Below are 21,319 nucleotides of genomic sequence, written 5' to 3' on the forward strand. Positions count from 1 at the left end.
CAGAGTAAAATGGCGTTTTACTTATTCAAGCCTGATTACTTCGATGACCACAACCGCTACTCCCGTCCGTACCCGTTTCGCTCCCAGCCCGACCGGCTATCTGCACCTGGGCGGCGCCCGCACCGCTTTATACAGCTGGGCGTATGCCCGCCACTTCGGCGGCACTTTCGTGCTGCGCATCGAAGACACGGACGTGGAGCGTTCCACGCCGGAAGCCGTGCAAGCCATCATCGAAGGCATGAAGTGGCTGGGCCTGGACCACGACGAAGGCCCGTTCTACCAGATGCAGCGCATGGACCGCTACCGCGAAGTAGTGGCACAGATGCTGGCCGAAGGTACTGCATATCACTGCTATTCGTCGCCGGAAGAAGTTGAAGCGATGCGCGAGCGCATGCGCGCCGCCGGCGAAAAGCCGCGCTACGACGGCACCTGGCGCCCGGAGCCGGGCAAGACCCTGCCGGTCGTGCCTGCCGACCGCAAGCCCGTCGTGCGCTTCAAGAATCCGCTCGATGGCGACGTGACGTGGGATGACGTGGTCAAGGGCACGATCACGATTTCGAACCGCGAACTGGACGATCTGGTGATCGCCCGCCCGGACGGCACGCCGACGTACAACTTCTGCGTGGCCGTCGACGACTGGGACATGCAGATCACGCACGTGATCCGCGGCGACGACCATGTCAACAACACCCCGCGCCAGATCAACATCCTGCGCGCCATCGGCGCACCGCTGCCCCTGTACGGCCACCTGCCGATGATCCTCGGTGCGGACGGCGAAAAGCTGTCGAAGCGCCATGGCGCCGTCAGCGTGATGGATTACCCGGCGCAAGGCTTCCTGCCGGAAGCGATGCTGAACTACCTGGCGCGCCTGGGCTGGAGCCATGGCGACGATGAAGTGTTCTCGACCGAGCAGTTCTGCGAGTGGTTCAACCTGAACCACCTGTCGAAATCGGCGGCCCAGTTCAACAATGAAAAACTGGCCTGGCTGAACAACCACTATATCAAGCAGGCCGACAATACCCGCCTGGCCGACCTGGCGCGCCCGCAAATGGCCGCCGCCGGCGCCGTCTTCGAAGGCGCGCCGGACCTGGCGCAAGTGCTGGGCATGATGAAAGAGCGCGCCAACACGGTCAATGAACTGGCTGCCGCCTCGATGCTGTTCTTCCGCGAGCCGCAGCCGGAAGCGGAACTGGTCGCGCAGCACATCACGGATGCCATCAAGCCCGTGCTGGCGCAGTTTGCCGAACGCATCGCCACGGTGGAGTGGAGCAAGGAAGCCGTCGCCGCCATGATCAAGGAAGTGCTGGCCGCGAACACCATCAAGATGCCGCTGCTGGCCATGCCTTTGCGCCTGATCCTGACGGGCCAGTTGCAGACCCCGGCCATCGACCAGGTAGTGGTGATGTTCGGCCGCGACACCGTGCTGGCGCGCCTGGCAAAGTGGTTGTAAGCATCGCGATTAAATCGCCGTAAAAGAGAGTGCGGAAACCGCCCCTATGAAAAGTTGCTCATAGACGAAAAAGGGTATTTGCAGAGTGAAACTTCTTTGCTATACTCTTGTTTCTGCACCAACGGGGGTATAGCTCAGCTGGGAGAGCGCTTGCATGGCATGCAAGAGGTCAGCGGTTCGATCCCGCTTACCTCCACCAGCAGCAAAATCGCAGTCAGGTTTTGTTAGTCGTTGAAGTGGTGCAGTTGTTGTTTGGAAGTTCCGCGGTCCCCATCGTCTAGAGGCCTAGGACATCACCCTTTCACGGTGAGTACAGGGGTTCGAATCCCCTTGGGGACGCCAGGTAGTTGTGGTATAGTAGTGGCAGTTGTTTGTACTGATTGTTGTAAGTTCAGACCCGTAAAAAGCGGAATCTGGATGGAAAGCAAGTAGTGAAACAAAGTCGCCAAGTGCGGCTTTTATTATTTCTGCGCCCGGGGGGTATAGCTCAGCTGGGAGAGCGCTTGCATGGCATGCAAGAGGTCAGCGGTTCGATCCCGCTTACCTCCACCAACAGCGCAGGAGTAAAGTAGCAAACTGTAGTTCCGTGGTCCCCATCGTCTAGAGGCCTAGGACATCACCCTTTCACGGTGAGTACAGGGGTTCGAATCCCCTTGGGGACGCCAGTTCAGTCTGGTGTTATGGTTGTAAAGAAGTAGCAGTGTTTCTGCGCCCGGGGGGTATAGCTCAGCTGGGAGAGCGCTTGCATGGCATGCAAGAGGTCAGCGGTTCGATCCCGCTTACCTCCACCAACAGCGCAGAAACTGGTAGGTAAGGTAGTGAATAAATCAAAGTCGCCTCGAGCGGCTTTTTTTATTGGCGTCAGTGATTCCTTCGCTCGGGGGAGGTATGGCTAAGCTGTTAGTGCGCTTGCATGGCATGCAAGAGGTCAGCGGTTAGCTCCCGCAAACCTCCACCAACAGCGCAGAAACTGGTAGGTAAAATAGTGAATAAATCAAAGTCGCCTCGAGCGGCTTTTTTTGTGCCTATTGGTTGCATGGATATAACTGACAGTGATTTGCGGAGTGGTTACATTTAGCAGGCTGCTTGATTGCATCAAGCCTGCGGATAAAAAATGGACCATTACATTGAGGAGACAGGATGCACCGCGTATTTGCCAGTTTTTTTCTTGCCGCCGTTATGCACGTTCCCGCGCATGCGGAGGCGCCGCCTGCGGCGAAATTCGATCCTGGTGCGCTGAAGTTGCAAAAGGGCCCGTTCAATGACGTGCTGGTGCTCGGCTCGCCCCATTTGGCGCAATTGCCAAAATCGTTTGATCCGTCTCAATTGAGCTTGCTCAACGAGCGCCTGGCGGACTGGCGGCCGGATGCGATCGCGATCGAGGCGCTTTCCGGTTTGCAGTGTGCTTACCTGCGCGCCTATCCGCAGCGCTATGGCGATACGGTGAAGGCGTATTGCTATGACACTTCCGTCGCGCAGGCCGCCACGGGGCTCGATGTGGTCGCGGCCACGGCGCAGGCGGAGGGTTTGCTGGCCGCCTGGCCGGCGGCGCCGTCTGCCGCGCAGCGGCGTACATTGGCCTCCCTGTTCCTGGCCGGTGGCGAGCGCGCATCGGCGCTGGTGCAGTGGCTGCGTCTGCCTGTCGAGGAGCGGCGCGCCGGTGACGGCGTGAGCGAGCCCTTGGCTGCAAACCTCAATTCCCTGCTGATGCAGCGCAACGAGAGCTATCAGATCGCTGCCGTGCTGGCGGCGAAGAGCGGGCACGAGCGGGTGCATGGCATGGATGACCATACGTCCGATATGCCTGTTGACGATGAAAAGGCTTATGCCAAGGCGATCAGGGCGGCCTGGAATAACTCCTTTTCGGCCGAGCGCAAGCGCATCCATGCCGGGTTTGAGGAGCAATTGACGACGCCTGCCGGTGTGCTGGCGATCTATCGCGCCTATAACGGACGCGCCGAGGCGGATCTGGCCTTCCGTGGCGATTTTGGCGCGGCGCTGGAAGAGCCTTCGCCGCAGCGGTATGGCCGCAACTACGTCGCCTCCTGGGAGGTGCGCAACTTGCGCATGGCGTCGAATATCCGCGAAATCATGGCGGCGCGCCCGGGCATGCGCGTGCTGGTCATCGTCGGCGCATCCCACAAGGGCTATCTGGAGGCGTATCTGAACCAGATGCATGACGTGCGCATCACCAGTACGGACGATATCTTGCGCTAAGGAGTGCTTTTGCCGCGCCGGGAGGTTGGCGCGGTTTTTCCTGCATGCCTGGCGTGCTGTTGCTTTGCATATCTTCCTGCCATCATCTTGTTTCCATAGGGAAGGGGGATGCAAAAAGGTGGAAAATAAGAAGGCCAGCAGTTGATTTCGTGAATCGCTTCGTGTTAAACTTCGCGCACGCTTTTTTGAGGGGCTAAGCAAAGCCTTCAACGAAGAGTCCGCTGAGAGTAAAGCCAGCACAGGTCCCCATCGTCTAGAGGCCTAGGACATCACCCTTTCACGGTGAGTACAGGGGTTCGAATCCCCTTGGGGACGCCAGGATTTAGTTGTAAAGTAAGAGTGCAGTGCTGAATGGGCCTGACAAGTCAGGCTTTTTTTGTTTCTGCAATATTGCTGCAGTACCGGGTCAGGATGCAAAGTAGTGCATTCAGGACAGATTTCTGTCCCCATCGTCTAGAGGCCTAGGACATCACCCTTTCACGGTGAGTACAGGGGTTCGAATCCCCTTGGGGACGCCAGATTCGCAAGTAGTAACAGGTCGGGATGCAAAGCAGCGCATCCAGGACAGATTTTCTGTCCCCATCGTCTAGAGGCCTAGGACATCACCCTTTCACGGTGAGTACAGGGGTTCGAATCCCCTTGGGGACGCCAGACCGGCTGAATCAGCCAACAAAAAAGCCGCCTGGTAACAGCGCGGCTTTTTTGTTATTGGTCGCCATGCCCACGTTTTTCTCTTTCCGTTCAATATGCCACTTCCTATCGATCGCGCACCATCCCTGGCCATCTTCTGCAAAGTCGTCGACAACTACGGCGATATCGGCATTTGCTGGCGCCTGGCGCGGCAGTTGAGCGGCGAGCATGCCGTGGCCGTCACCCTGTGGGTCGATGATTTGCCGAGTTTCCAGCGCATCTGCCCGGAAATCGACGTGGCGGCTGAAGCGCAGCACGTCTCCGGCGTCACGGTACGCCACTGGCGCGGCCAGGATGGTGCGTTCGTGCCCGGCGACGTGGCCGACATCGTCATCGAATTCTTTGCCTGCGACATTCCGCCCGGCTATATCAGCGCCATGGCGCAGTGCGCGCCGCATCCCGTGTGGCTGAACCTGGAAGGCTTGACGGCGGAAGAGTGGGTCGAGGGCTGCCACGCGCTGACGTCGCCGCGCCACGGCATGATCAAGCATTTCTTCTTTCCCGGCTTCACGAACAAGACGGGCGGCTTGCTGCGCGAAGCGGCGCTGGACGAGAAAAGGCTGGCGTTCCAGGCCGATGCACCCGCCATGGCGGCATTCCTGGGGCAATTCGGCGTGACGGCGGCGGAAATGTCCGCCTTGAAGGTATCGCTGTTCTGCTACCCGTCCGCGCCGGTCGCCGAGCTGTTTGCGGCCTGGCAGGCAGGGAGCGAACCCATGATGTGCCTGGTGCCGGAAGGCGTTGCGTTCGATGCCGTTCAGGCATTTATCGGCGACGATGCGGCGGTATCTGGTGCGGCGCGCACGCGCGGCGCGCTCACCGTGCGCGTGCTGCCGTTCGTGCCGCAAGACGATTACGACCGCCTGCTGTGGGCCTGCGACGTCAATTTCGTGCGTGGCGAGGATTCCTTCGTGCGCGCGCAATGGGCCGGCCAGCCGTTTCTCTGGCATATCTACCTGCAGGATGAAAACTTGCATCACGTGAAATTGCGTGCCTTCCTGCAGCGCTATGCGGCCGATGCGGACGGCGCCATCGACAGCCTGGTGCAGGCGGCGCTGGCCTGGAATGGCGCCAGCACGGACGCCTTGCCGTGGTCGCAGCTGTGGCCCGCATTGCAGGCCGATTTGTCGCGCATCAGGGCGCGCGCGCAGGACTGGCAGCGGCAGATGCAGGCTAATGGCGATCTGGCAAGTAAGCTGCTGGCGTTCGCTGGCGCGACGAGATAGGCGCTTGCTCAAAATTAAGGTAAAATGCCCGGTTATTTCTAACGTATTTTTAACCGATCAAACGCAAGCTTGCGGCGCTGATGGCGCACAGGCGGCAGATGGTCTTCATGCAACCCACTTTTTACGTACATTCCTATGAAACCCGCAAAAGAAATTCGTGTTGGCAATATCATCATGGTCGACAGCAAGCCAATGATCGTGTTGCGTTCTGATGTCAACGGTTCGAGCCGCACGGGCTTCACCTACAAATGGAAGATGAAAAATCTTCTGACGAACACCCCGATGGAAAACGTGTTCCGCGGCGACGACAAGTTCGACGTTGTTGTTCTGGATAAAAAGCCAGTGACATATTCGTACTTCGCCGACCCGCTGTTCGTTTTCATGGACACCGAGTACAACCAGTACGAAATCGAAGAAGAAAACCTGGGCGAAGCGCTGAACTACCTGAAAGATGGCATGGAATGCGAAGCCATTTTCTACGACGGCAAAGCGATCTCCGTTGAACTGCCGACGACCATCGCCCGTCAAGTGGTGTACTCGGAGCCAGCGGTCAAGGGCAACACGTCGGGCAACGTCCTGAAAGAAGCCAAGATCGAAAACGCCATCGACGCGCACCGCCACACCGTGCAAGTGCCGCTGTTCGTGGCACAGGACGACGTCATCGAAATCGACACCCGTACCAACGAATACAAGCGTGTCGTACGCAACTGATAGATCGTTGCACTGCGCCGCTCGCATGGCCCGGCATATGCCGGCCTGGCTTGCTCCAGTGCTGGATGATCAAGAAACGCTGCCTTTGGGCAGCGTTTTTTTTTGCTTAAAAAATAATTCCCTTCAACAACAATTGTGTTGCAGGGACTGCTATGCTATGGCTAGAACATTATTGCGGTAGAAACATTGAAGTTTCCTGGAGATAGCATGCAGCGCAGTCAGATGTTACGCAGTGGCGCGTCCCGGGGCGTGGCGCGCCCCGTGCTGGCCCGTGCCTCGGCGCCCGCCAGCCCCATGGCCCATCTGCTCGATGCCGGCGTCTTGCCGCAACAGCAAATGATGCAGGCAGGCAAACTCAGCTCCCATGCCCTGACGTCGCAGTACCTGGGGCGCATCCGCTCCCTGTGCAGCATCGGCGCGCGGACCTATCCCGGCATTGAAATCAATCCCGATGCGTTGAAAATTGCCCTGGAAATGGACCGCGAGCGGCAAGTGCACAAGGTGCGCGGCCCCTTGCATGGCATTCCCGTCGTCTTGCGCGACAATATCGCCACGGGCGACCGCATGAAGACGCGCACGCAAGCCCCCCTGGCCACGCAGGCCAGCTGCGATTCCTTTGTGGCGGCGCGCTTGCGCGCGGCCGGCGCCGTCATCATCGGCAAAAGCAATTTGCGCCAGTGGGCTGCCGTCAGCGTGCCGCATGCCACTGCCAGCTGGGCCGGGCTGACCATCCTGGCCGTCGACAGCGCTGCGGACGGATCCATCGTCGCGCCTGCTTCAGACTGCGGCCTGGTCGCCATCAAGCCCACGGGCAGGGCCGCTGACGGGCAGGGCGGCGAGCCAGCCATGGCCGGGCCGATGGCCCCCAGCGTGCGCGAGGCGGCCTGGCTGCTCGCCGCCCTGACGGGCGAGCGCCTGGCCGATGGCGTGGTGCTCGATGCCGCCGGCTTGCATGGGCGCCGCATCGGCGTGGCGCGCAGCCTGTTCGGCCTGTGCGCGGGGACCGATGCCGTGATCGGGCAGGCGCTGCTGGTACTGCGCGACCAGGGCGCGGAACTGATCGAGATGCCGCCCGCGCCCGGGCCTGGCGGCATCGAAGCATTGCTGGGCTCGCATGGGCTCGATGCGCTGGTGGGGCCTACCTGCCATGGCGTATCGCAGGCGCCGGCGGCCTTGCCGCATATCACGGTGCCGGCCGGCGTGGCCGGGGGCTCGCCGGTCGGCTTGTCCTTCATCGGTCCGGCCCACGGCGACATGCAGCTCATTGCGATGGCCTATGCCTATGAGCAGGCGACTTTGCACCGGCGCACGCCCGCGCTGCCGTCGAGCATCACCCTGGCGCTGCGCCAGCCATGAATTTTCTTTTCGTTTTCTTTCGATAAACTATGCTTGCAACCTTGCTGCTGAGTGCGGCCGTGACCGCCACCCCGACTCCTTTTGACGCCGCGCAATTGTCTGGCAGCTGGTCCGACAGCGTCAATACGAACAGTGTTTGCGAAGAAGCGCGGCACTTTACGCGCATGCAGCTGTCTGACGATCATCAGCGCCTGGCGATCTTCAACGACCGTACGTGGAAAAGCAAGCTGGGTGAAACCAACCGCTTTGCCGCGACGGTGGTGGCGGAAACGGAGCACAGCCTGACGTTACGCTATGACAATGAAACCCGCCTCAATACCGCTGGCAAGCTGGTGGAATGGCAATTGATCATCGTCGCGCCCGGCGTGTACCGCTGGCGCGAGACGGGCTGGCCGGAAGGCAAGGTCAACGGGGTCGTCGGTATCCGCTGTTCTCCCTGAGACGGTGCGCGAGCATGCCATTCTGCTATGCTGCCGGCATTACATGATGCTTTTAGGAGATTGCATGTCCGCACGTTTGCTGTTCCCCCTGTTCCTCGGTGCCGCCGTGGCGCTGGCCGCGCTGCCGGCGCACGCGCGTACGCCGAGGCTGTCGCTGATCGAGCAGGCGCAAAGCTGCGATGGCGGCCACACCTGCCCGTACTTCCCCGACGTCTACAAGGCGGACTACGCGTTTCGCAAGGCCTTCAATGTGGGCTTGAAAAAAGCTGGCCTGAAGCGGCAGCGCTGGGTGCCGGATGGCGTGGCCAGCCCGCTCAAGCCCGTCGAGATCGACGGCAAGGCGCGTCTGCTGAGCAGTGTCTGCGAACCGCACAATTGCGGCCACCGCTACTCCATCCTGTACGACCCGGCCGAGCGCAGCATGACGGGCGTGTATATGGGCAGCGATGGCAAGGGCGGCTTGCGCACCGTCTACTTCGGCGAACCCAGCATCGCCGAAGCCGACCTGTTGTTCAAGAACTGATGCACGCGCCACTGCGCATTTCCAGCGAACGCGGCGAGCTGGACGTGGCCATGATCCACCGCTACCTGAGCGAGCAATCGTACTGGAAGCGCGGCGTGGCGATCGAAACGGTGCGCAAGGGGATCGCCAACGCGCTGTGTTTCGGCGGCTATGTGGATGGGCAGCAGGTGGCGTTCGCCAGGGTCATCACCGATTACACGGATTTTGCCTACCTGCGCGACGTGTTTGTGCTGCCGCCATACCAGGGGCGCGGCTATGGCAAGCAGATCGTGGCCGCCGCGCTCGGCGATGCGCGTGTGCGCGATGTCGTCTGGATGCTGGGGACCGATGACGCGCATGGCCTGTATGCCAGCTTTGGTTTTGCGCCGCTGGAGGCGCCACACAAGTACATGCGTCGTCCTGCAGCGTGAGAATTATCAAAACAACCTTTAGGTGTCAAGAGAACTATTAACATTATTGTACGTAATAATGTTGCATTGATAATGACATCATGTCATTATGCGCGCTCTGCAGCTTACGCAGCGGTGCGTTGCTGGTGCTGTGCTTTGCCGTCGCTACCTGGCGGGGCAAAGGTGGTGAGCGGTCCGATTGGTCGTCCCTGGCACGTTTTCTCGTCACTTTAAAGGAATACATCATGAAACAATATGGCGCCGAATTTCTCGGCACGTTCTGGCTGGTCCTGGGCGGTTGCGGCAGCGCCGTGCTGGCCGCTGCCTTTCCCGGCCTCGGCATCGGCTTTGCCGGCGTAGCGCTGGCCTTTGGCCTGACGGTGCTGACCATGGCTTACGCCATCGGCCACATCTCGGGCTGCCACCTGAATCCTGCCGTCTCGATCGGCCTGTGGGCCGGCGGCCGCTTCCCCGCCAATCAACTGTTGCCATACATCATTGCGCAAGTGCTAGGCGCCATCGTGGCCGGCGGCGTGCTGTACGTGATCGCCAGCGGCCAGGCCGGTTTCGATGTCAGCAAGGGCTTTGCCTCGAACGGCTTCGGCGCCCATTCGCCGGGCGGCTATTCGATGCTGTCGGCGCTGGTCATTGAAATCGTGCTGACGATGTTCTTCCTGATCGTCATCCTGGGCGCCACCGACAAGCGCGCGCCGGCCGGCTTCGCCCCGCTGCCGATCGGCCTGGCGCTGACCCTGATCCACCTGATCAGCATTCCCGTCACCAATACCTCCGTCAATCCGGCCCGCAGCACGGGCGTGGCCCTGTACGTGGGCGACTGGGCGACCAGCCAGTTGTGGCTGTTCTGGCTGGCACCGATTATCGGCGCCTTGCTGGGCGCGCTGGCCTACCGCTTGATTGCGGGCGAAAAAGAGTAGGCTTCAACATGTAAAAAAGCAGCCCGCGGGCTGCTTTTTTCATTTAATCGGCGCCGCGCCACTCGCTCAGGTAATGCTGCGGCGTGCGGCCCAGGATGCGGCGGAACATGGCGCTGAAGGCGCTGGGGCTGGCGTAGCCCAGCGCATAGGCGATGGCCGCCACGCCTTCACCCCGGTCCAGGCGGCAGAAGGCCTCGGCCAGGTGGACTTGCTGCAGCCATTGGCGGTAGTGCAAGCCCGTTTCCTTGGGGAATAAACGGATCAGGGTGCGCGCGCTGGCGCCCGCGTCCTGCGCCCAGTCCTCGATGCTGCGCCGGCTGCCGGGCGCGCTCATGATGGCCGAGCAGACGGCCACCAGGCGGCGGTCGCGCGGCCAGGGGATGGCGAGGGGGACGGTATCGGCCCCCGCCAATTCCGACAGGATCAAATGCGCCAGCCAGTCACCGCGTCCCGCCAGCGCATATTCGATCGGTTCGGCCAGCAAGGCCAGGATCAGCTCGCGCAACAGCCGGCTCACTTCCAGTACCTTGCAATCGGCGCCATATTGGGCCGCTACCTGCGCATCGATGTACACGGTGCGCATGCTCAGTTCGCTCAAGATGTGAACTTCATGCACGACGCCCACGGGGATCAGCAGGGCGCGCCGCGGCGGCAGGATCCACACGCCGTGTCCGGTGGAGACGCGCATCACGCCTTCCGTCGCATACAGCAGTTGCGCCCGCACATGACTGTGCGGCGCCGTGTAGTCGCCCGCCACGTATTGCCTGGACATGGCCGTCACGGGGCGCGGCACGTGCTGGTAATCGTGCGAGCTGGTGCTGCGGCTGAACGGCACGCCATCGGGGTGGGTCTGGGCGGGTTGGTGGGTGTACATGTGGGTCGTTGGATTGTCACCTGATTGTCACTTAGTTGTCACTTGGGCGACGATTATTGGAAGTTGTCAGTTCAGTGACCATACTATACTGGCTTCTTTGCCGGGCCGCAGCCGTGCCCGATTATTGCGGATGACACATGCACACAACCACACCTGCCCCAGCACTGGCCAAGCCCGTGCCGGCGGCTCCCTCGCTTCACAGTTCCCAACAACAATCCGGTCTGGCCATGCACATCCTGGGCGCCGTCGCCTTCGTGCATTTGCTCAATGACTTGATCCAGGCATTATTGCCGTCGATTTATCCGATGCTGAAAGCCGAGTTTTCACTCAGTTTTACCCAGGTCGGCCTTATAACCCTGACGTTCCAGTGCACGGCATCGTTGCTGCAACCCTGGATCGGCTTGTACACGGACCGCCGTCCGCTGCCATTCTTGCTGCCCGTCGGCATGTGCTTTACCCTGGCGGGCGTGCTGATGCTGTCCATCGTCTCGACTTTCCCGACCCTGCTGATCGCCTCGGGCCTGATCGGCGTCGGCTCGTCGACCTTCCACCCGGAAGCGTCGCGCGTGGCCCGCATGGCGTCGGGCGGACGCTACGGCTTTGCCCAGTCGCTGTTCCAGGTGGGCGGCAACGTCGGCTCCGCCCTGGGCCCGCTGCTGGCGGCGGCCGTCATCGTGAACCGTGGCCACGGTAATGTCGCCTGGTTCAGCCTGCTCGCCGTGCTGGCCATCGGCGTGCTGTACAAGGTCAGCCACTGGTATAGCGGCCACCTTGCCAGCTTCAAGCCGAAGGCGGGCGGCCATGGACCTAACTTGTCGCGCAACAAGGTGATAGGTGCGCTGGGCGTGCTGGCCCTGCTGGTGTTTTCCAAATACATCTACATGGCCAGCCTGTCGAGCTACTACACGTTTTACCTGATCGACAAGTTCCACCTGTCGCTCGGCGATGCCCAGCTGTACCTGTTCCTGTTCCTCGCCGCCGTGGCGGCCGGCACCTTCATGGGCGGCCCCATCGGCGACCGCATCGGCCGTAAGCGCGTGATCTGGATTTCCATCCTGGGCGCCGCGCCATTTACCCTGCTGCTGCCATATGTCGACCTGTTCTGGACGGCTGTATTGACGGTGATCATCGGTTTCGTGATTTCATCCGCGTTTTCCGCCATCGTCGTCTTCGCGCAGGAACTGGTGCCGGGCAAGGTGGGCATGATCGCGGGGATCTTCTTTGGCCTGATGTTTGGCGTGTCGGGCATCGCGGCCGCGGCGATGGGCCACCTGGCCGACGTGTCGGGCATCGCCTATGTGTATAAAATCTGCTCCTACCTGCCGCTGCTGGGCATATTGACGGTGCTGCTGCCGCATATCGAGCAGGCGAAAAAGTAGGCCAGCGTCGCGGGAGGGCTTGACGGCCCGCCCGCGCGCATGCGATATTCTACTCATGAGCTCTTTCATCCTCCATCCAGTCCTTGCATACCGCGCCGCCGCTGCGCTGTGTCCATGTACCTGGCTTCGCGAGGATGCGGCCCGGCGCCGTTAAACTTTTTACTCCTCATTCCGATGGCCACAGTGTTGAAAAACCTGTGGCCATTTTCTTTTTCCGCAACGCGCATGAAAGTCCCGCATGACACTTCATTTGTACGACACGTATAGCCGCAGCCTGCGGCCCTTCGAGACCATCGTCCCTGGCCATGCCGGCCTGTATGCCTGCGGCCCCACCGTCTACGATTACGCGCACATCGGCAACCTGCGCACCTATCTGTTCGTCGACGGCTTGCGCCGCGCGCTTGAATTCAACGGCTTGCAGGTGCGCCACGTGATGAATATCACTGACGTGGGCCATCTGACGTCGGATGCGGACAGCGGCGACGACAAGATCGAGGCGCGCAGCGCCCGCAGCGGCAAGTCGGCCTGGGATATCGCCGCCGAATTCACGCGCGCGTTCGAGGGCGATCTGCGCGCGCTGAATATCCTGCCGCCCACCATCTGGTGCCGCGCCACGGACCACATCGCGGAGCAGATCGCATTCATCCTCGACCTGGAAGCGAAGGGCTATACCTACCGCACGGACGACGGCATCTATTTCGACACGACGCGCCAGGACAGCTATGGAAAACTGGCGCGCCTGAACCGCGACGGCCTGCAGGCGGGGAAGAGGGTGGACCTGGGCGAGAAGCGCGACATCTGCGATTTCGCGCTGTGGAAGTTCAGCGGCGAGCCGGGCCAGCGGCAAATGGAGTGGGACAGTCCCTGGAGCCTGGGTTTCCCTGGCTGGCATATCGAGTGCTCGGCGATGGCGGAAAAACACCTGGGCGCGTATTTCGACATCCATTGCGGCGGTGAAGACCACGTGGCCGTCCACCACAGCAACGAGATCGCGCAAACGGAAGCGCGCCACGGCACGCGCCTGGCCAATTTCTGGCTGCATGGCGCGTTCCTCAAGACCCAGGATGCGAAGATGTCGAAATCCACGGGCGACTTCTTGCGTTTGCAAAGCCTGGTGGAGCAGGGCGTCGATCCGCTGGCCTACCGCTACCTGTGCCTGGGCGCCCATTACCGCAGCAGCCTCAATTTCACGGACGACGCCTTGCGTGGTGCCGCCAGCGGCCTGGCGCGCCTGCGCGTGGCCGTGCATGGCCTGGGTGCTGCGGAAGGCGAGGCCGATCCTGCATGGCATGAGCGTTTCATGAGCTGCGTCAACGATGACCTGAACTACCCGCGCGCGCTGGCCGTGGCCTGGGAGCTGCTGAAAAGCGAGCTGCCGGACGCCGTCAAAAAAGCCACCATGGCCCGCTTCGATGCGGCCCTGGGGCTCGATCTGCTGGCCTGGCAGCCGGCGCAGGTGGCAGTGCCGCAGCAGGTGCAGGCGTGGATGGCGGAACGGTCCATCGCCCGCGCGCAGCGCCAGTGGGCCGAGGCGGACCGCTTGCGCGACCTGGCGCGCGCGGCCGGTTATGACATCGACGATACGCCGCAGGGGCAACAGGCGCGGCCCCTGTGAGCGTGTGGCCGTATCTGCGGCAGCCATGCATAATGGCCGCCTGATAAACGCGGGAGATGCCGTGAAGCGTGGTGTGCTGTTATTGAGTTGCTGTTTTGTCTTTTCGTCCGCGCAGGCGTTCAGCGAGTGCCCCGGCTTTCCCGCACTGGCCACCTCCGGCGAGGCGCTGCTGGCGCAGGTGCGCGCGCTGCCGCCCGCCGCTGTGGACCGCGAACGGCAGGCGTGTGCGCCAGCGACGGTCATCGATTTCGCCTACAGCGGCGGAGTGCTGTGCAGTTTTGGCGGTGAAGTGGATGCCGCGACGGCCGCCGTCACGCGCCTGGCCGATGGCGGTGAGCTGGTCGAGTACCTGTATCTGTTCCCGTATGCGCCGGCCTCGCATGCGCGCTTGCTGGCGCTGCTGGCCGCGCGGTTTGCGCCCGTCGACAAGGCGGCCTGGCCGGCCTTCCTGCAGGGCCCTAAGCCAGGCAAGGAAACCACGGCCCTGTTCACACATGACGGTTTTTATATCTCGCTGGGCAAGCCCACCGAAGGCGATCCTGCCGCATGGTACTCGAATGTGATCTTTGAAAAGATGGACAAGCCGGCGCTGGGCGTGCGCAAGGTGTGCCGGGAGGGGAGCGATGGCTGAAGCGGATGCCTTTCCGGCAGCGCTGGCCGGCACTGTGGCGCAGCTATTGCCTGCGCTGTCCAAAGGCCAGTTGCACGCGCTCTCGGCACCGTTTGACGTGCATCAGGATGGCAGGCTGCTGCGCATTCCCGCGCGCACGTATTACCACCGCGAGCAGTTGCTCACTTGTACCCGGCTGCCCGGCGACGCGGGCGTGATCGCCCTGTGTCTGGGCACGCGCCACCATGACGGCCATCTGCGCGAAGCGTGTGTCAGGCAGCTGTTGCTGCAGGAGCGGGCGTGGACGGTGCCGTTCGTCGTGCACCTGTGCGGCGAATACGTGCTGGAGATCGTCGAGAGAATCGGGGCGGCGCTGCCGGCCTGGAATGCGCAGGCGCTGGCGCGCTACCTGCGGGAGAACCCCGCGTATGTGGATACGCTGCAGCGGCGCGCCGTCAGCTACTGGAACTGCTACTACCGCAGGCGCCACCCCGTGTGGAAAGACTATCCGGGACGCAGGACCATGGCGGCCCTGCGTGCATTGCAGCAGCTTACGCCTCGATAAAGCGCATCTTGAAGCTGCGGCCCTTGATGTTGCCGAAGTCGCGGCCCAGGGTATTGCCCGCGTTCAGGCGCTTGAAGGCCGCTTCGGCCACCTTGCGGTCCAGCGCCACGTAGGTCATGAACTCGAACACGTTGATCTTGCCCACCTGTTCCTTGGTGAGGCCAGCGTCGCCCGTCAGCGCGCCCAGTAAGTCGCCCGGGCGCAGCTTGTCCTTCTTGCCGCCCATGATGCACAGGGTGACCATCGGCGCCGGCAGCGCCTCCATCCCGTCATCTTCCGCCAGTTCCTTCAGGTCGTGCCATTCGGCGGCGCTGTTCTGGTACTGCTCGATCAACTTGACCCATTTTTTCTCGTTCGGCGCGCACAGCGACAGGGCCAGACCCTTCTTGCTGCCGCGGCCAGTGCGGCCGATGCGGTGGATGTGCACTTCCGTGTCCTTCGACACGTCGACGTTGATCACGGCGCCCAGGTCGGAAATATCGAGGCCGCGCGCAGCCACGTCGGTGGCGACCAGCACGGAGCAGCTGCGGTTGGCGAACAGCACCAGGATTTCATCGCGCTCGCGCTGTTCCAGCTCGCCGTACAGGGCCAGCGCGGAAAAGCCTTGCTGGCGCAGTTCCTCGGCCAGTTCGCGGCAATGCACCTTGGTATTGCAGAAGGCCAGGGTCGATTCCGGCTTGAAGTGTTTCAATAGCTTGCCGACGGCGCTGTTGCGCTCGTCGAAGCCGATTTCATAGAAGCGCTGCTCGATCTTGTCGTTGTCGTGCTGCGCCTCGACCGTCACTTCCAGCGGATTGACGAGGAACGAGGCCGTGGCGCGGCGGATGTCTTCCGGATACGTGGCCGAGAACAGCAGGGTCTGGCGGCGCGCCGGGCAGGCGCTGACGATGCCGGCGATTTCCTCGTAAAAGCCCATGTCCGTCATGCGGTCCGCTTCATCGAGCACCAGCGTCTGCACGTGATTCAGGTTGATGGTGCCGCGGCCCAGATGGTCGCGCAGGCGGCCCGGCGTGCCGACGACGATGTGGGCGCCGTGTTCCAGCGAAGCGATTTGCGGACGCATCGGCGCGCCGCCCGTCAGGGTCAGGATCTTGATGTTGCCAGCCGCGCGGGCCAGGCGGCGCAGCTCATTGGCCACCTGGTCGGCCAGTTCGCGCGTGGGGCACAGCACCAGTCCCTGCACGGCAAACCAGGCCGGATTGAGCTTGTGCAGGATGCCGATGCCGAAGGCGGCGGTCTTGCCGCTGCCCGTCTTGGCCTGGGCGATCAGGTCGCGGCCGTCGAGCACCGCCGGCAGGCTTTGCGCCTGGATGGTGGTCATCTCGTGGTAGCCGAGCGAGTCCAGGTTGGCCAGGAAGGCGGGCGTCAGCGGCAGGCTGGCAAAGGAAGTGGTGGTGTCAGTGGTGGTGTTCATAGGGGCGGAGCCGGTAAAAAGCGGGTGGATGGGCACAGTCTACAGGCGTTCTACGCCCTTGTGCGGATGGTGGTGTGGAAGCTGGCGGCAAACGGCCGCCCGCGTGTGGTATTAATTGTCGGGCGCCCAGATGGGCAAGCCGGTGAGATCCAGGCCGGCGTCGCGCGTCCACACGGGCAGGCCCGTGGCGTCGGTCGGCTCCAGCAATTCGAGCTGCACTTGCTTCAGCGCCACCTTGCGCGGGCGCGCGCGGCGCTGTGGCTCCGGCGCCGGCTCTGGCGCATCGTGCGCTGGCGGCGGGCCGAAACCGGGCAAGTCGATGGTGGCGTTGTCTTTTTTATCTCTCATTTGATAACCTCTGTCCCTGGCCTGCGAAGGCCAAGGGGCGGGCAGCATGCTGTCCGCCTATGTCCATACGCTTTAACTTCATCCACAAAACAAAAGCCCGGCTACAGGAGTCGGGCTCATTGTGAATATCATCGGCAGGAAAAGCAGACCTGCGGATTAAAGTGCGGCACGCAGTGTATCACAGGCGTGCCGCATTGTGGGATGCGCTGTTGTTGTGTCAGCGGAAGCTCAGGGCGCCCGTCAGGTCGCCCGGCGGCAGCGCGCCGCGTGACGCAAAGGCGTCATTGCGCACTTTCAGGCCTTCGAGCAGCGGCAAGTCGTGCAGGCGCGTGATCAGGCGCAGGATCGACGTGGTGTCGTAGAAACTGTGGTCGACGGCGCCTTTCTTCGCGTATGGCGAGACGACGATGGCGGGAATGCGCGTGCCAGGACCCCAGCGGTCGCCTTTCGGCGGTGCCACGTGGTCCCACCAGCCGCCGTTTTCATCGAACGTGATCACCACGATCATGTCTTTCCACTGCGGCGACTCCTTCAGATGCTGGATGACGTTGGCCACGTGCTGGTCGCCCGACTCGATGTCCGAATAGCCCGCGTGCAGGTTCAGGTTACCCTGCGGCTTGTAGAAGGTCACGGCCGGCAGCTTGCCCGCCACGGCGGCGGCGAGGAATTTGTTCGAAATCGGGCTGTCGCCCGTGCCGCCGTCGCGCAGGTGCTCGGCGCGCGCGGCGGTGCCGGGTGCGAATTGCTTGAAGTAGTTCAGCGGCTGGTGGTGGAACTGGAAATTCGGCTTGCTGCCGCCGCCCTTGTGGTCGAGCGCCGCTTGCCAGCCGCCGCCATACCAGGCCCAGCTGACCCCCTTGCGCGACAGCAGGTCGCCGATGGTGTCGTAGGTTTGCGGCGGCAGGGTATTCGCATCGGCCGGATCGGCGTGCAGCGGGTCGCCGTCGAAGGCGGGGCGGATATAGCTTGGCTGGTATGGCGGCGCCATGGTGTTGACGGCATAGCCGTCCGGCGTGAGGGCGCCGTCATTGACGTATTTCGGCTTGCCATCGAGCGCGGAGGCGGGGCAGTCGGGCGAGATCGCCAGGCGCACGCCTTGCGGGCCGTCGGACAGCACGGCGATCTTTTTCTTTGCCGCCGTCTCGGCCGCGTTGAAGTATTCGTTGGCCCGGCCCGTGACGAGGAACTGGTGGTTCATGTAGGAGCCGCCGAAGGCCGCCATGAAGAAGTTGTCGCACAGTGTGTACTGTTCGGCGATCTGCCACAGGTTCAGGTTTTTCGACGTTTCGCCGTAATGGCCCATCACCAGGCCGCCGCTGTCGGCCCACGCGGCAAAGCCGTCGTTCTTGCCGCCGTTGATCTGCATCTGGTTGTTATAGAAGCGGTGTACGAGGTCGCGCGTGATGATGCTCTCGGGCAGGGGCTTGCCGGCCGCATCGCTCAATTTGTAGGGGGCGTTCGGCAGGCCGGAAATCTGGTCTTCCTTGATCAGGTAATCGATGCCGCCGATATTTTGCTGGTTCGGCACCAGGCCGCCCCAGATTTTCGGCAGGGTAGCCAGCGGCTTGCCGTCGCGGTCCAGCTGCTGCGCCTGTTCGGCCGTGACGGCGGACAGGGGGGCGCTGGTGCCGGGGAAGTTGGCGAACAGGTTGTTGAAGCTGCGGTTTTCCAGGTAGATCACGACCACGTTCTTGACGTGCGCCTTGAGTTTCGCGTCGAGCGAACCTTTGGCGATGGTCTTCCTGGCTGGCGCGGCGTCGGCCAATGCCGGCAGGCTGGCGGCCAGGCCGACTGCGGAAGCAGCCTGGAAAATGCGCCGGCGCGAGGGATTGGCGGGTTGGTCGGCCGGATCGGCTGGCAGGGCGGGGGCGAGGTCCTTCACACATTCTCCTTGGGTGTCTCTATGGGCACGGGCGTTGGCGGCAATCGCCGGCAACGCCCGTGAAGCGGGAAAATTGTATCACCGGCTCCGCGCCCCTGTGAACTATTCAGCCGCTCTTAGAACTGATAACGCACCTTCAGCGACACCTTGCGTGCCGGACCATACATGCCCGAGTACCACCAGTCCGACACGGAAGCCGTGTACTGCTTGTCGAACAGGTTGGCCACGTTCACGGTGGCAGAGAGCTTGTCGCTGACGTCGTAGCGCGCCATCAGGCTGGCCACCGAGTACGCCTTCTGTTCCCAGTGCAGGGTACTGTTGATCTGCCACGCGTCGATGTCGGAATACACGCGGCTTTGCCAGTTCATGCCGCCGCCGATGGTCAGGCGATTCAGCTCGCCGGGCAGGCGGTACGTGGTCCACAGTTTCACCAGGTGGCGCGGGAAGGTGGTCTGGATCGCCTTGCCCTCCGCATTTTCCGTCTGGCTGTACGACCACGACGCGGCCACATTCCAGTTTGGCGTGAGGGCGCCCGTCGCTTCCAGGTCGATGCCCTTGGTATCTGCGCCCTTGATGGTGCGGAACGCCGGATCGTTGGAGCCGGGCAGGGTGTGGCCGGGGTCCGTTTCAGCCAGGTTTTTCTGGCGGATCAGATACAGCGCGGCGGACGTGTTCAGGCGGCCATCGAACCAGCCGCTCTTGACACCCGCTTCATAGGTCTTGCCTTCGCGCGGCGCCAGCAGCTTGCCGTAGCGGTCTTGCGAGGCTTGCGGCTGGTAGATGGTGGAGTAGCTGGCGTAGGCGCTGTGCGTGGCGTCGATGTCGTACACCAGGCCGCCGTATGGTGTGAAGACGCTGCTGTCCGATGCCGGGGATGCGCTGAAAAATTGCGCCTCAGGCGCGTCCGAGATGTAATTTTCGTTGTAGCGCAGTACTTTTGCGCCGGCGATCAGTTTCAGGCGCTCGGAGAGGTTGAGACGGCTGGCCGCGTAGGCGCTGGCCTGGCGGCGCGTGCTGTCATAGGTGACGAAGGTATTGCCAAACACGGGCGTTGCCATGCGATTCCAGCGGTACAGGTTGACGGGCGCGCCCTGGATGTCCTTGTCGCGGCGGCCATCCGTCGTGCTTTGGAATTCGTTGTAGTCCATGCCCAGCACCAGTTCGTGCTGGCGGCCGAACGCGTTGAACGGTCCGCGCACATTGACATCCACGCTGTTGACCTGCAACTGGTAATCGCGGTAGTCGGCGCTCATGCGCAGGCCATCGCCCGTGGCCTGGTCGGCAAAGGCGGTACTCACGTTCATGAACACGGAGCGCTCTTCCTGCGAAGATTGCACGCGGTTGGCCGAGATTTTCAGCTTCCAGTCGTTTGCCAGCGCGTGTTCCAGGGTGGCGAAGAGGTCGGTCGAATTGGTGCCGAAGCGATTCGACTTGGCCGCCGGGCTGAAGGAGCGGGGCAGCTTGGTCATCGCGCCATTGCTGTAGAACAGGGGGAAGCCCAGGTAGGACAAGGATCCGTTCGAGCGCTTGCGCTGGTGCGTGATGCCGGCCGTCAGCTTCGTATCGGCGGACAGGTCCGCTTCGATCACGCCATACACCACTTTCTTGTCGCGGCTGTAGCCGTCGATGATGCCGTCGCCTTCCTCGTACAGCGTCACCAGGCGGCCGCGCACGGTGCGCGCCTCGTTCAGCGGACCCGCGATGTCGGCCATGGCGCGCCGTTCATCGTAGGAGCCCAGCTCGCCCTCGACGGACGCCTGGAACTGCGCCGTGGGCTTCTTGCGCACCATGTTGATGGCGCCCGAGGCGTCGCCCGCACCCGTCATCAGGCCCGAGGCGCCGCGCAGTACTTCGATGCGGTCGTACAGCGCCATGTCGGCCAGGCTTTGCGACGGTATCGCATTGAGGCCCAGGTTTTCCGAATGCGTGCTGACGCCATCGAGCTGGTAGTTGGTAATCGCATAGCCGCGCGAAGTAAAGCCGGAGCGTTCGCTGCCCAGCGAGAACAGGGTGATGCCCGGCGTTTGCGCCATGACTTGCGCGATGGTGTTCAGGCCCTGGTCCTGCATGCGCTGCTGCGTGATGACGCTGACCGACTGCGGCGTTTCCCGGATCGACAGGCCCAGTGGCGTGGCCGTGGCGATCGGCAGGGGGGAGACATACGCGCCCGAGCCTTCGGTGGCATCCTGCTGCGCCTTGACCGACACTTCCGGCATCATCGACAGCGCTTCGCCGCCCGCCGCCGCATCGGCCGGACGCAGGACAAAGCTGCCGTTGGCGCTGCGCTCGGCCTTCAGGCCCGTGCCGCGCAGCACGCCGTTCAGGGCGGCCAGCACGTCGTGGCGGCCGCTCAAGCCTGCGGACGTCTTGCCGCGCGTCTGTTCCGGCGTAAAACTGAGGATGACCCTGGACTGGCTGGCGACCTGGCGCAGCGCCGCCGCCAGGTCGCCGGCCGGCACCTGGAAATCCTGGATGTTCTGGCTGGCCGCTGGCGCTGCCGCGCTTTCCTGCGCCATGGCTGGCGCCCGGGCGTTCAGCAGCAGGGCCGAACCGATGAAGACGAGTTGGATGGCATACGCCATGCGCTTGATGCGCGGCTTGGAATGAATGGCAGGAGACATGGTTACCTTGTGGTGTAGTCGTCAAAAAGAACGTTGCCTACACAGGTCACGCGAGAATCGAAAGCGGGTACCTT

18 protein-coding genes and 8 tRNA genes are annotated in these 21,319 nt (G+C 62.5%); 21 read left to right on the forward strand and 5 right to left on the reverse strand.

Translation table 11 applies throughout. From position 1 onward, the window contains the following. Positions 1 to 43: 43 nt before the first annotated feature. From gltX to aqpZ, 17 genes are all read left to right on the forward strand, one after another. Complete coding sequence (gene gltX, locus U0004_RS10685; RefSeq protein ID WP_070257746.1) at positions 44 to 1,450, forward strand: glutamate--tRNA ligase; 1,407 nt, start codon at positions 44 to 46, stop codon at positions 1,448 to 1,450. 123 nt (positions 1,451 to 1,573) lie between these two features. Next, positions 1,574 to 1,649: transfer RNA gene (locus U0004_RS10690), tRNA-Ala, on the forward strand. Positions 1,650 to 1,716: 67 nt separating this feature from the next. Further along, a tRNA-Glu gene (locus U0004_RS10695) sits at positions 1,717 to 1,792 on the forward strand. Positions 1,793 to 1,926: 134 nt separating this feature from the next. Further along, a tRNA-Ala gene (locus U0004_RS10700) sits at positions 1,927 to 2,002 on the forward strand. A gap of 37 nt (positions 2,003 to 2,039) precedes the next feature. Beyond that, positions 2,040 to 2,115, forward strand: a tRNA-Glu gene (locus tag U0004_RS10705). A gap of 50 nt (positions 2,116 to 2,165) precedes the next feature. Next, positions 2,166 to 2,241: transfer RNA gene (locus tag U0004_RS10710), tRNA-Ala, on the forward strand. 349 nt (positions 2,242 to 2,590) lie between these two features. Further along, a complete protein-coding gene (locus U0004_RS10715; RefSeq protein ID WP_070257112.1) occupies positions 2,591 to 3,667 on the forward strand; it encodes a DUF5694 domain-containing protein in 1,077 nt (358 codons plus the stop codon). A gap of 242 nt (positions 3,668 to 3,909) precedes the next feature. Then, positions 3,910 to 3,985: transfer RNA gene (locus U0004_RS10720), tRNA-Glu, on the forward strand. A gap of 124 nt (positions 3,986 to 4,109) precedes the next feature. After that, positions 4,110 to 4,185, forward strand: a tRNA-Glu gene (locus U0004_RS10725). A 57-nt stretch (positions 4,186 to 4,242) separates the two neighbouring features. Then, positions 4,243 to 4,318 (forward strand) — tRNA-Glu (locus U0004_RS10730). Positions 4,319 to 4,413: 95 nt separating this feature from the next. Continuing rightward, the gene (gene earP, locus U0004_RS10735) at positions 4,414 to 5,583 is read left to right on the forward strand and encodes an elongation factor P maturation arginine rhamnosyltransferase EarP (RefSeq protein WP_070253435.1); all 1,170 of its coding nucleotides are present in this window, start codon (positions 4,414 to 4,416) and stop codon (positions 5,581 to 5,583) included. Positions 5,584 to 5,718: 135 nt separating this feature from the next. Next, on the forward strand, positions 5,719 to 6,294 hold the full coding sequence (locus tag U0004_RS10740) for an elongation factor P (protein WP_034758247.1): 576 nt from the start codon (positions 5,719 to 5,721) through the stop codon (positions 6,292 to 6,294). Between the two features lie 207 nt (positions 6,295 to 6,501). Continuing rightward, positions 6,502 to 7,650, forward strand: coding sequence for an amidase family protein (locus U0004_RS10745; RefSeq protein ID WP_070253436.1), 1,149 nt, complete (start codon positions 6,502 to 6,504; stop codon positions 7,648 to 7,650). A 29-nt stretch (positions 7,651 to 7,679) separates the two neighbouring features. Next, a complete protein-coding gene (locus U0004_RS10750) occupies positions 7,680 to 8,090 on the forward strand; it encodes a hypothetical protein (RefSeq protein WP_070253437.1) in 411 nt (136 codons plus the stop codon). 64 nt (positions 8,091 to 8,154) lie between these two features. After that, positions 8,155 to 8,613: an Ivy family c-type lysozyme inhibitor gene (locus U0004_RS10755; protein WP_167468645.1), complete on the forward strand. Its 459-nt coding sequence runs from the start codon at positions 8,155 to 8,157 to the stop codon at positions 8,611 to 8,613. Next, positions 8,613 to 9,023 (forward strand): GNAT family N-acetyltransferase, encoded by a 411-nt coding sequence (locus U0004_RS10760; protein ID WP_070253439.1) that lies wholly within the window; start codon positions 8,613 to 8,615, stop codon positions 9,021 to 9,023. The genes U0004_RS10755 and U0004_RS10760 overlap by 1 nt, the downstream gene beginning before the upstream one ends. A 224-nt stretch (positions 9,024 to 9,247) precedes the next feature. Further along, on the forward strand, positions 9,248 to 9,937 hold the full coding sequence (gene aqpZ, locus U0004_RS10765) for an aquaporin Z (protein WP_034778070.1): 690 nt from the start codon (positions 9,248 to 9,250) through the stop codon (positions 9,935 to 9,937). 43 nt (positions 9,938 to 9,980) lie between these two features. Here aqpZ and U0004_RS10770 read toward each other — a convergent pair whose 3' ends face one another. Beyond that, positions 9,981 to 10,811, reverse strand: a complete 831-nt coding sequence (locus U0004_RS10770; RefSeq protein ID WP_070253440.1) for an AraC family transcriptional regulator — start codon at positions 10,809 to 10,811, stop codon at positions 9,981 to 9,983. 137 nt (positions 10,812 to 10,948) lie between these two features. Between U0004_RS10770 and U0004_RS10775 the strand changes: the two genes are divergently transcribed. The 4 genes from U0004_RS10775 (at position 10,949) to U0004_RS10790 (ending at position 14,980) form a co-directional block, all read left to right on the forward strand. Next, complete coding sequence (locus U0004_RS10775) at positions 10,949 to 12,190, forward strand: MFS transporter (RefSeq protein WP_081345387.1); 1,242 nt, start codon at positions 10,949 to 10,951, stop codon at positions 12,188 to 12,190. Between the two features lie 238 nt (positions 12,191 to 12,428). Further along, entirely contained in the window at positions 12,429 to 13,805 is a 1,377-nt protein-coding gene (gene cysS / locus U0004_RS10780; RefSeq protein ID WP_070253442.1) for a cysteine--tRNA ligase, read from the forward strand. A gap of 61 nt (positions 13,806 to 13,866) precedes the next feature. Then, complete coding sequence (locus tag U0004_RS10785; protein ID WP_139144036.1) at positions 13,867 to 14,436, forward strand: hypothetical protein; 570 nt, start codon at positions 13,867 to 13,869, stop codon at positions 14,434 to 14,436. After that, the gene (locus U0004_RS10790) at positions 14,429 to 14,980 is read left to right on the forward strand and encodes a hypothetical protein (RefSeq protein ID WP_070253444.1); all 552 of its coding nucleotides are present in this window, start codon (positions 14,429 to 14,431) and stop codon (positions 14,978 to 14,980) included. Before U0004_RS10785 ends, U0004_RS10790 begins: the two co-directional genes overlap by 8 nt. Here the strand turns inward: U0004_RS10790 and dbpA are convergent. The 4 genes from dbpA to U0004_RS10810 form a co-directional block, all read right to left on the reverse strand. Further along, positions 14,967 to 16,394 carry an ATP-dependent RNA helicase DbpA gene (gene dbpA, locus U0004_RS10795; RefSeq protein WP_070253445.1) on the reverse strand — a complete coding sequence of 476 codons (1,428 nt, stop codon included), beginning with the start codon at positions 16,392 to 16,394 and terminating at the stop codon, positions 14,967 to 14,969. The two genes, U0004_RS10790 and dbpA, sit on opposite strands and share 14 nt — an antisense overlap. Before the next feature lie 111 nt (positions 16,395 to 16,505). Further along, a complete protein-coding gene (locus U0004_RS10800) occupies positions 16,506 to 16,742 on the reverse strand; it encodes a hypothetical protein (RefSeq protein ID WP_034778081.1) in 237 nt (78 codons plus the stop codon). Between the two features lie 217 nt (positions 16,743 to 16,959). After that, complete coding sequence (locus tag U0004_RS10805; RefSeq protein WP_070253446.1) at positions 16,960 to 18,624, reverse strand: acid phosphatase; 1,665 nt, start codon at positions 18,622 to 18,624, stop codon at positions 16,960 to 16,962. Positions 18,625 to 18,740: 116 nt separating this feature from the next. Then, a complete protein-coding gene (locus U0004_RS10810; RefSeq protein ID WP_070253447.1) occupies positions 18,741 to 21,245 on the reverse strand; it encodes a TonB-dependent siderophore receptor in 2,505 nt (834 codons plus the stop codon). Positions 21,246 to 21,319 lie beyond the last annotated feature (74 nt).

The organism is Janthinobacterium lividum (assembly GCF_034424625.1).
GTDB lineage: Bacteria > Pseudomonadota > Gammaproteobacteria > Burkholderiales > Burkholderiaceae_D > Janthinobacterium > Janthinobacterium lividum.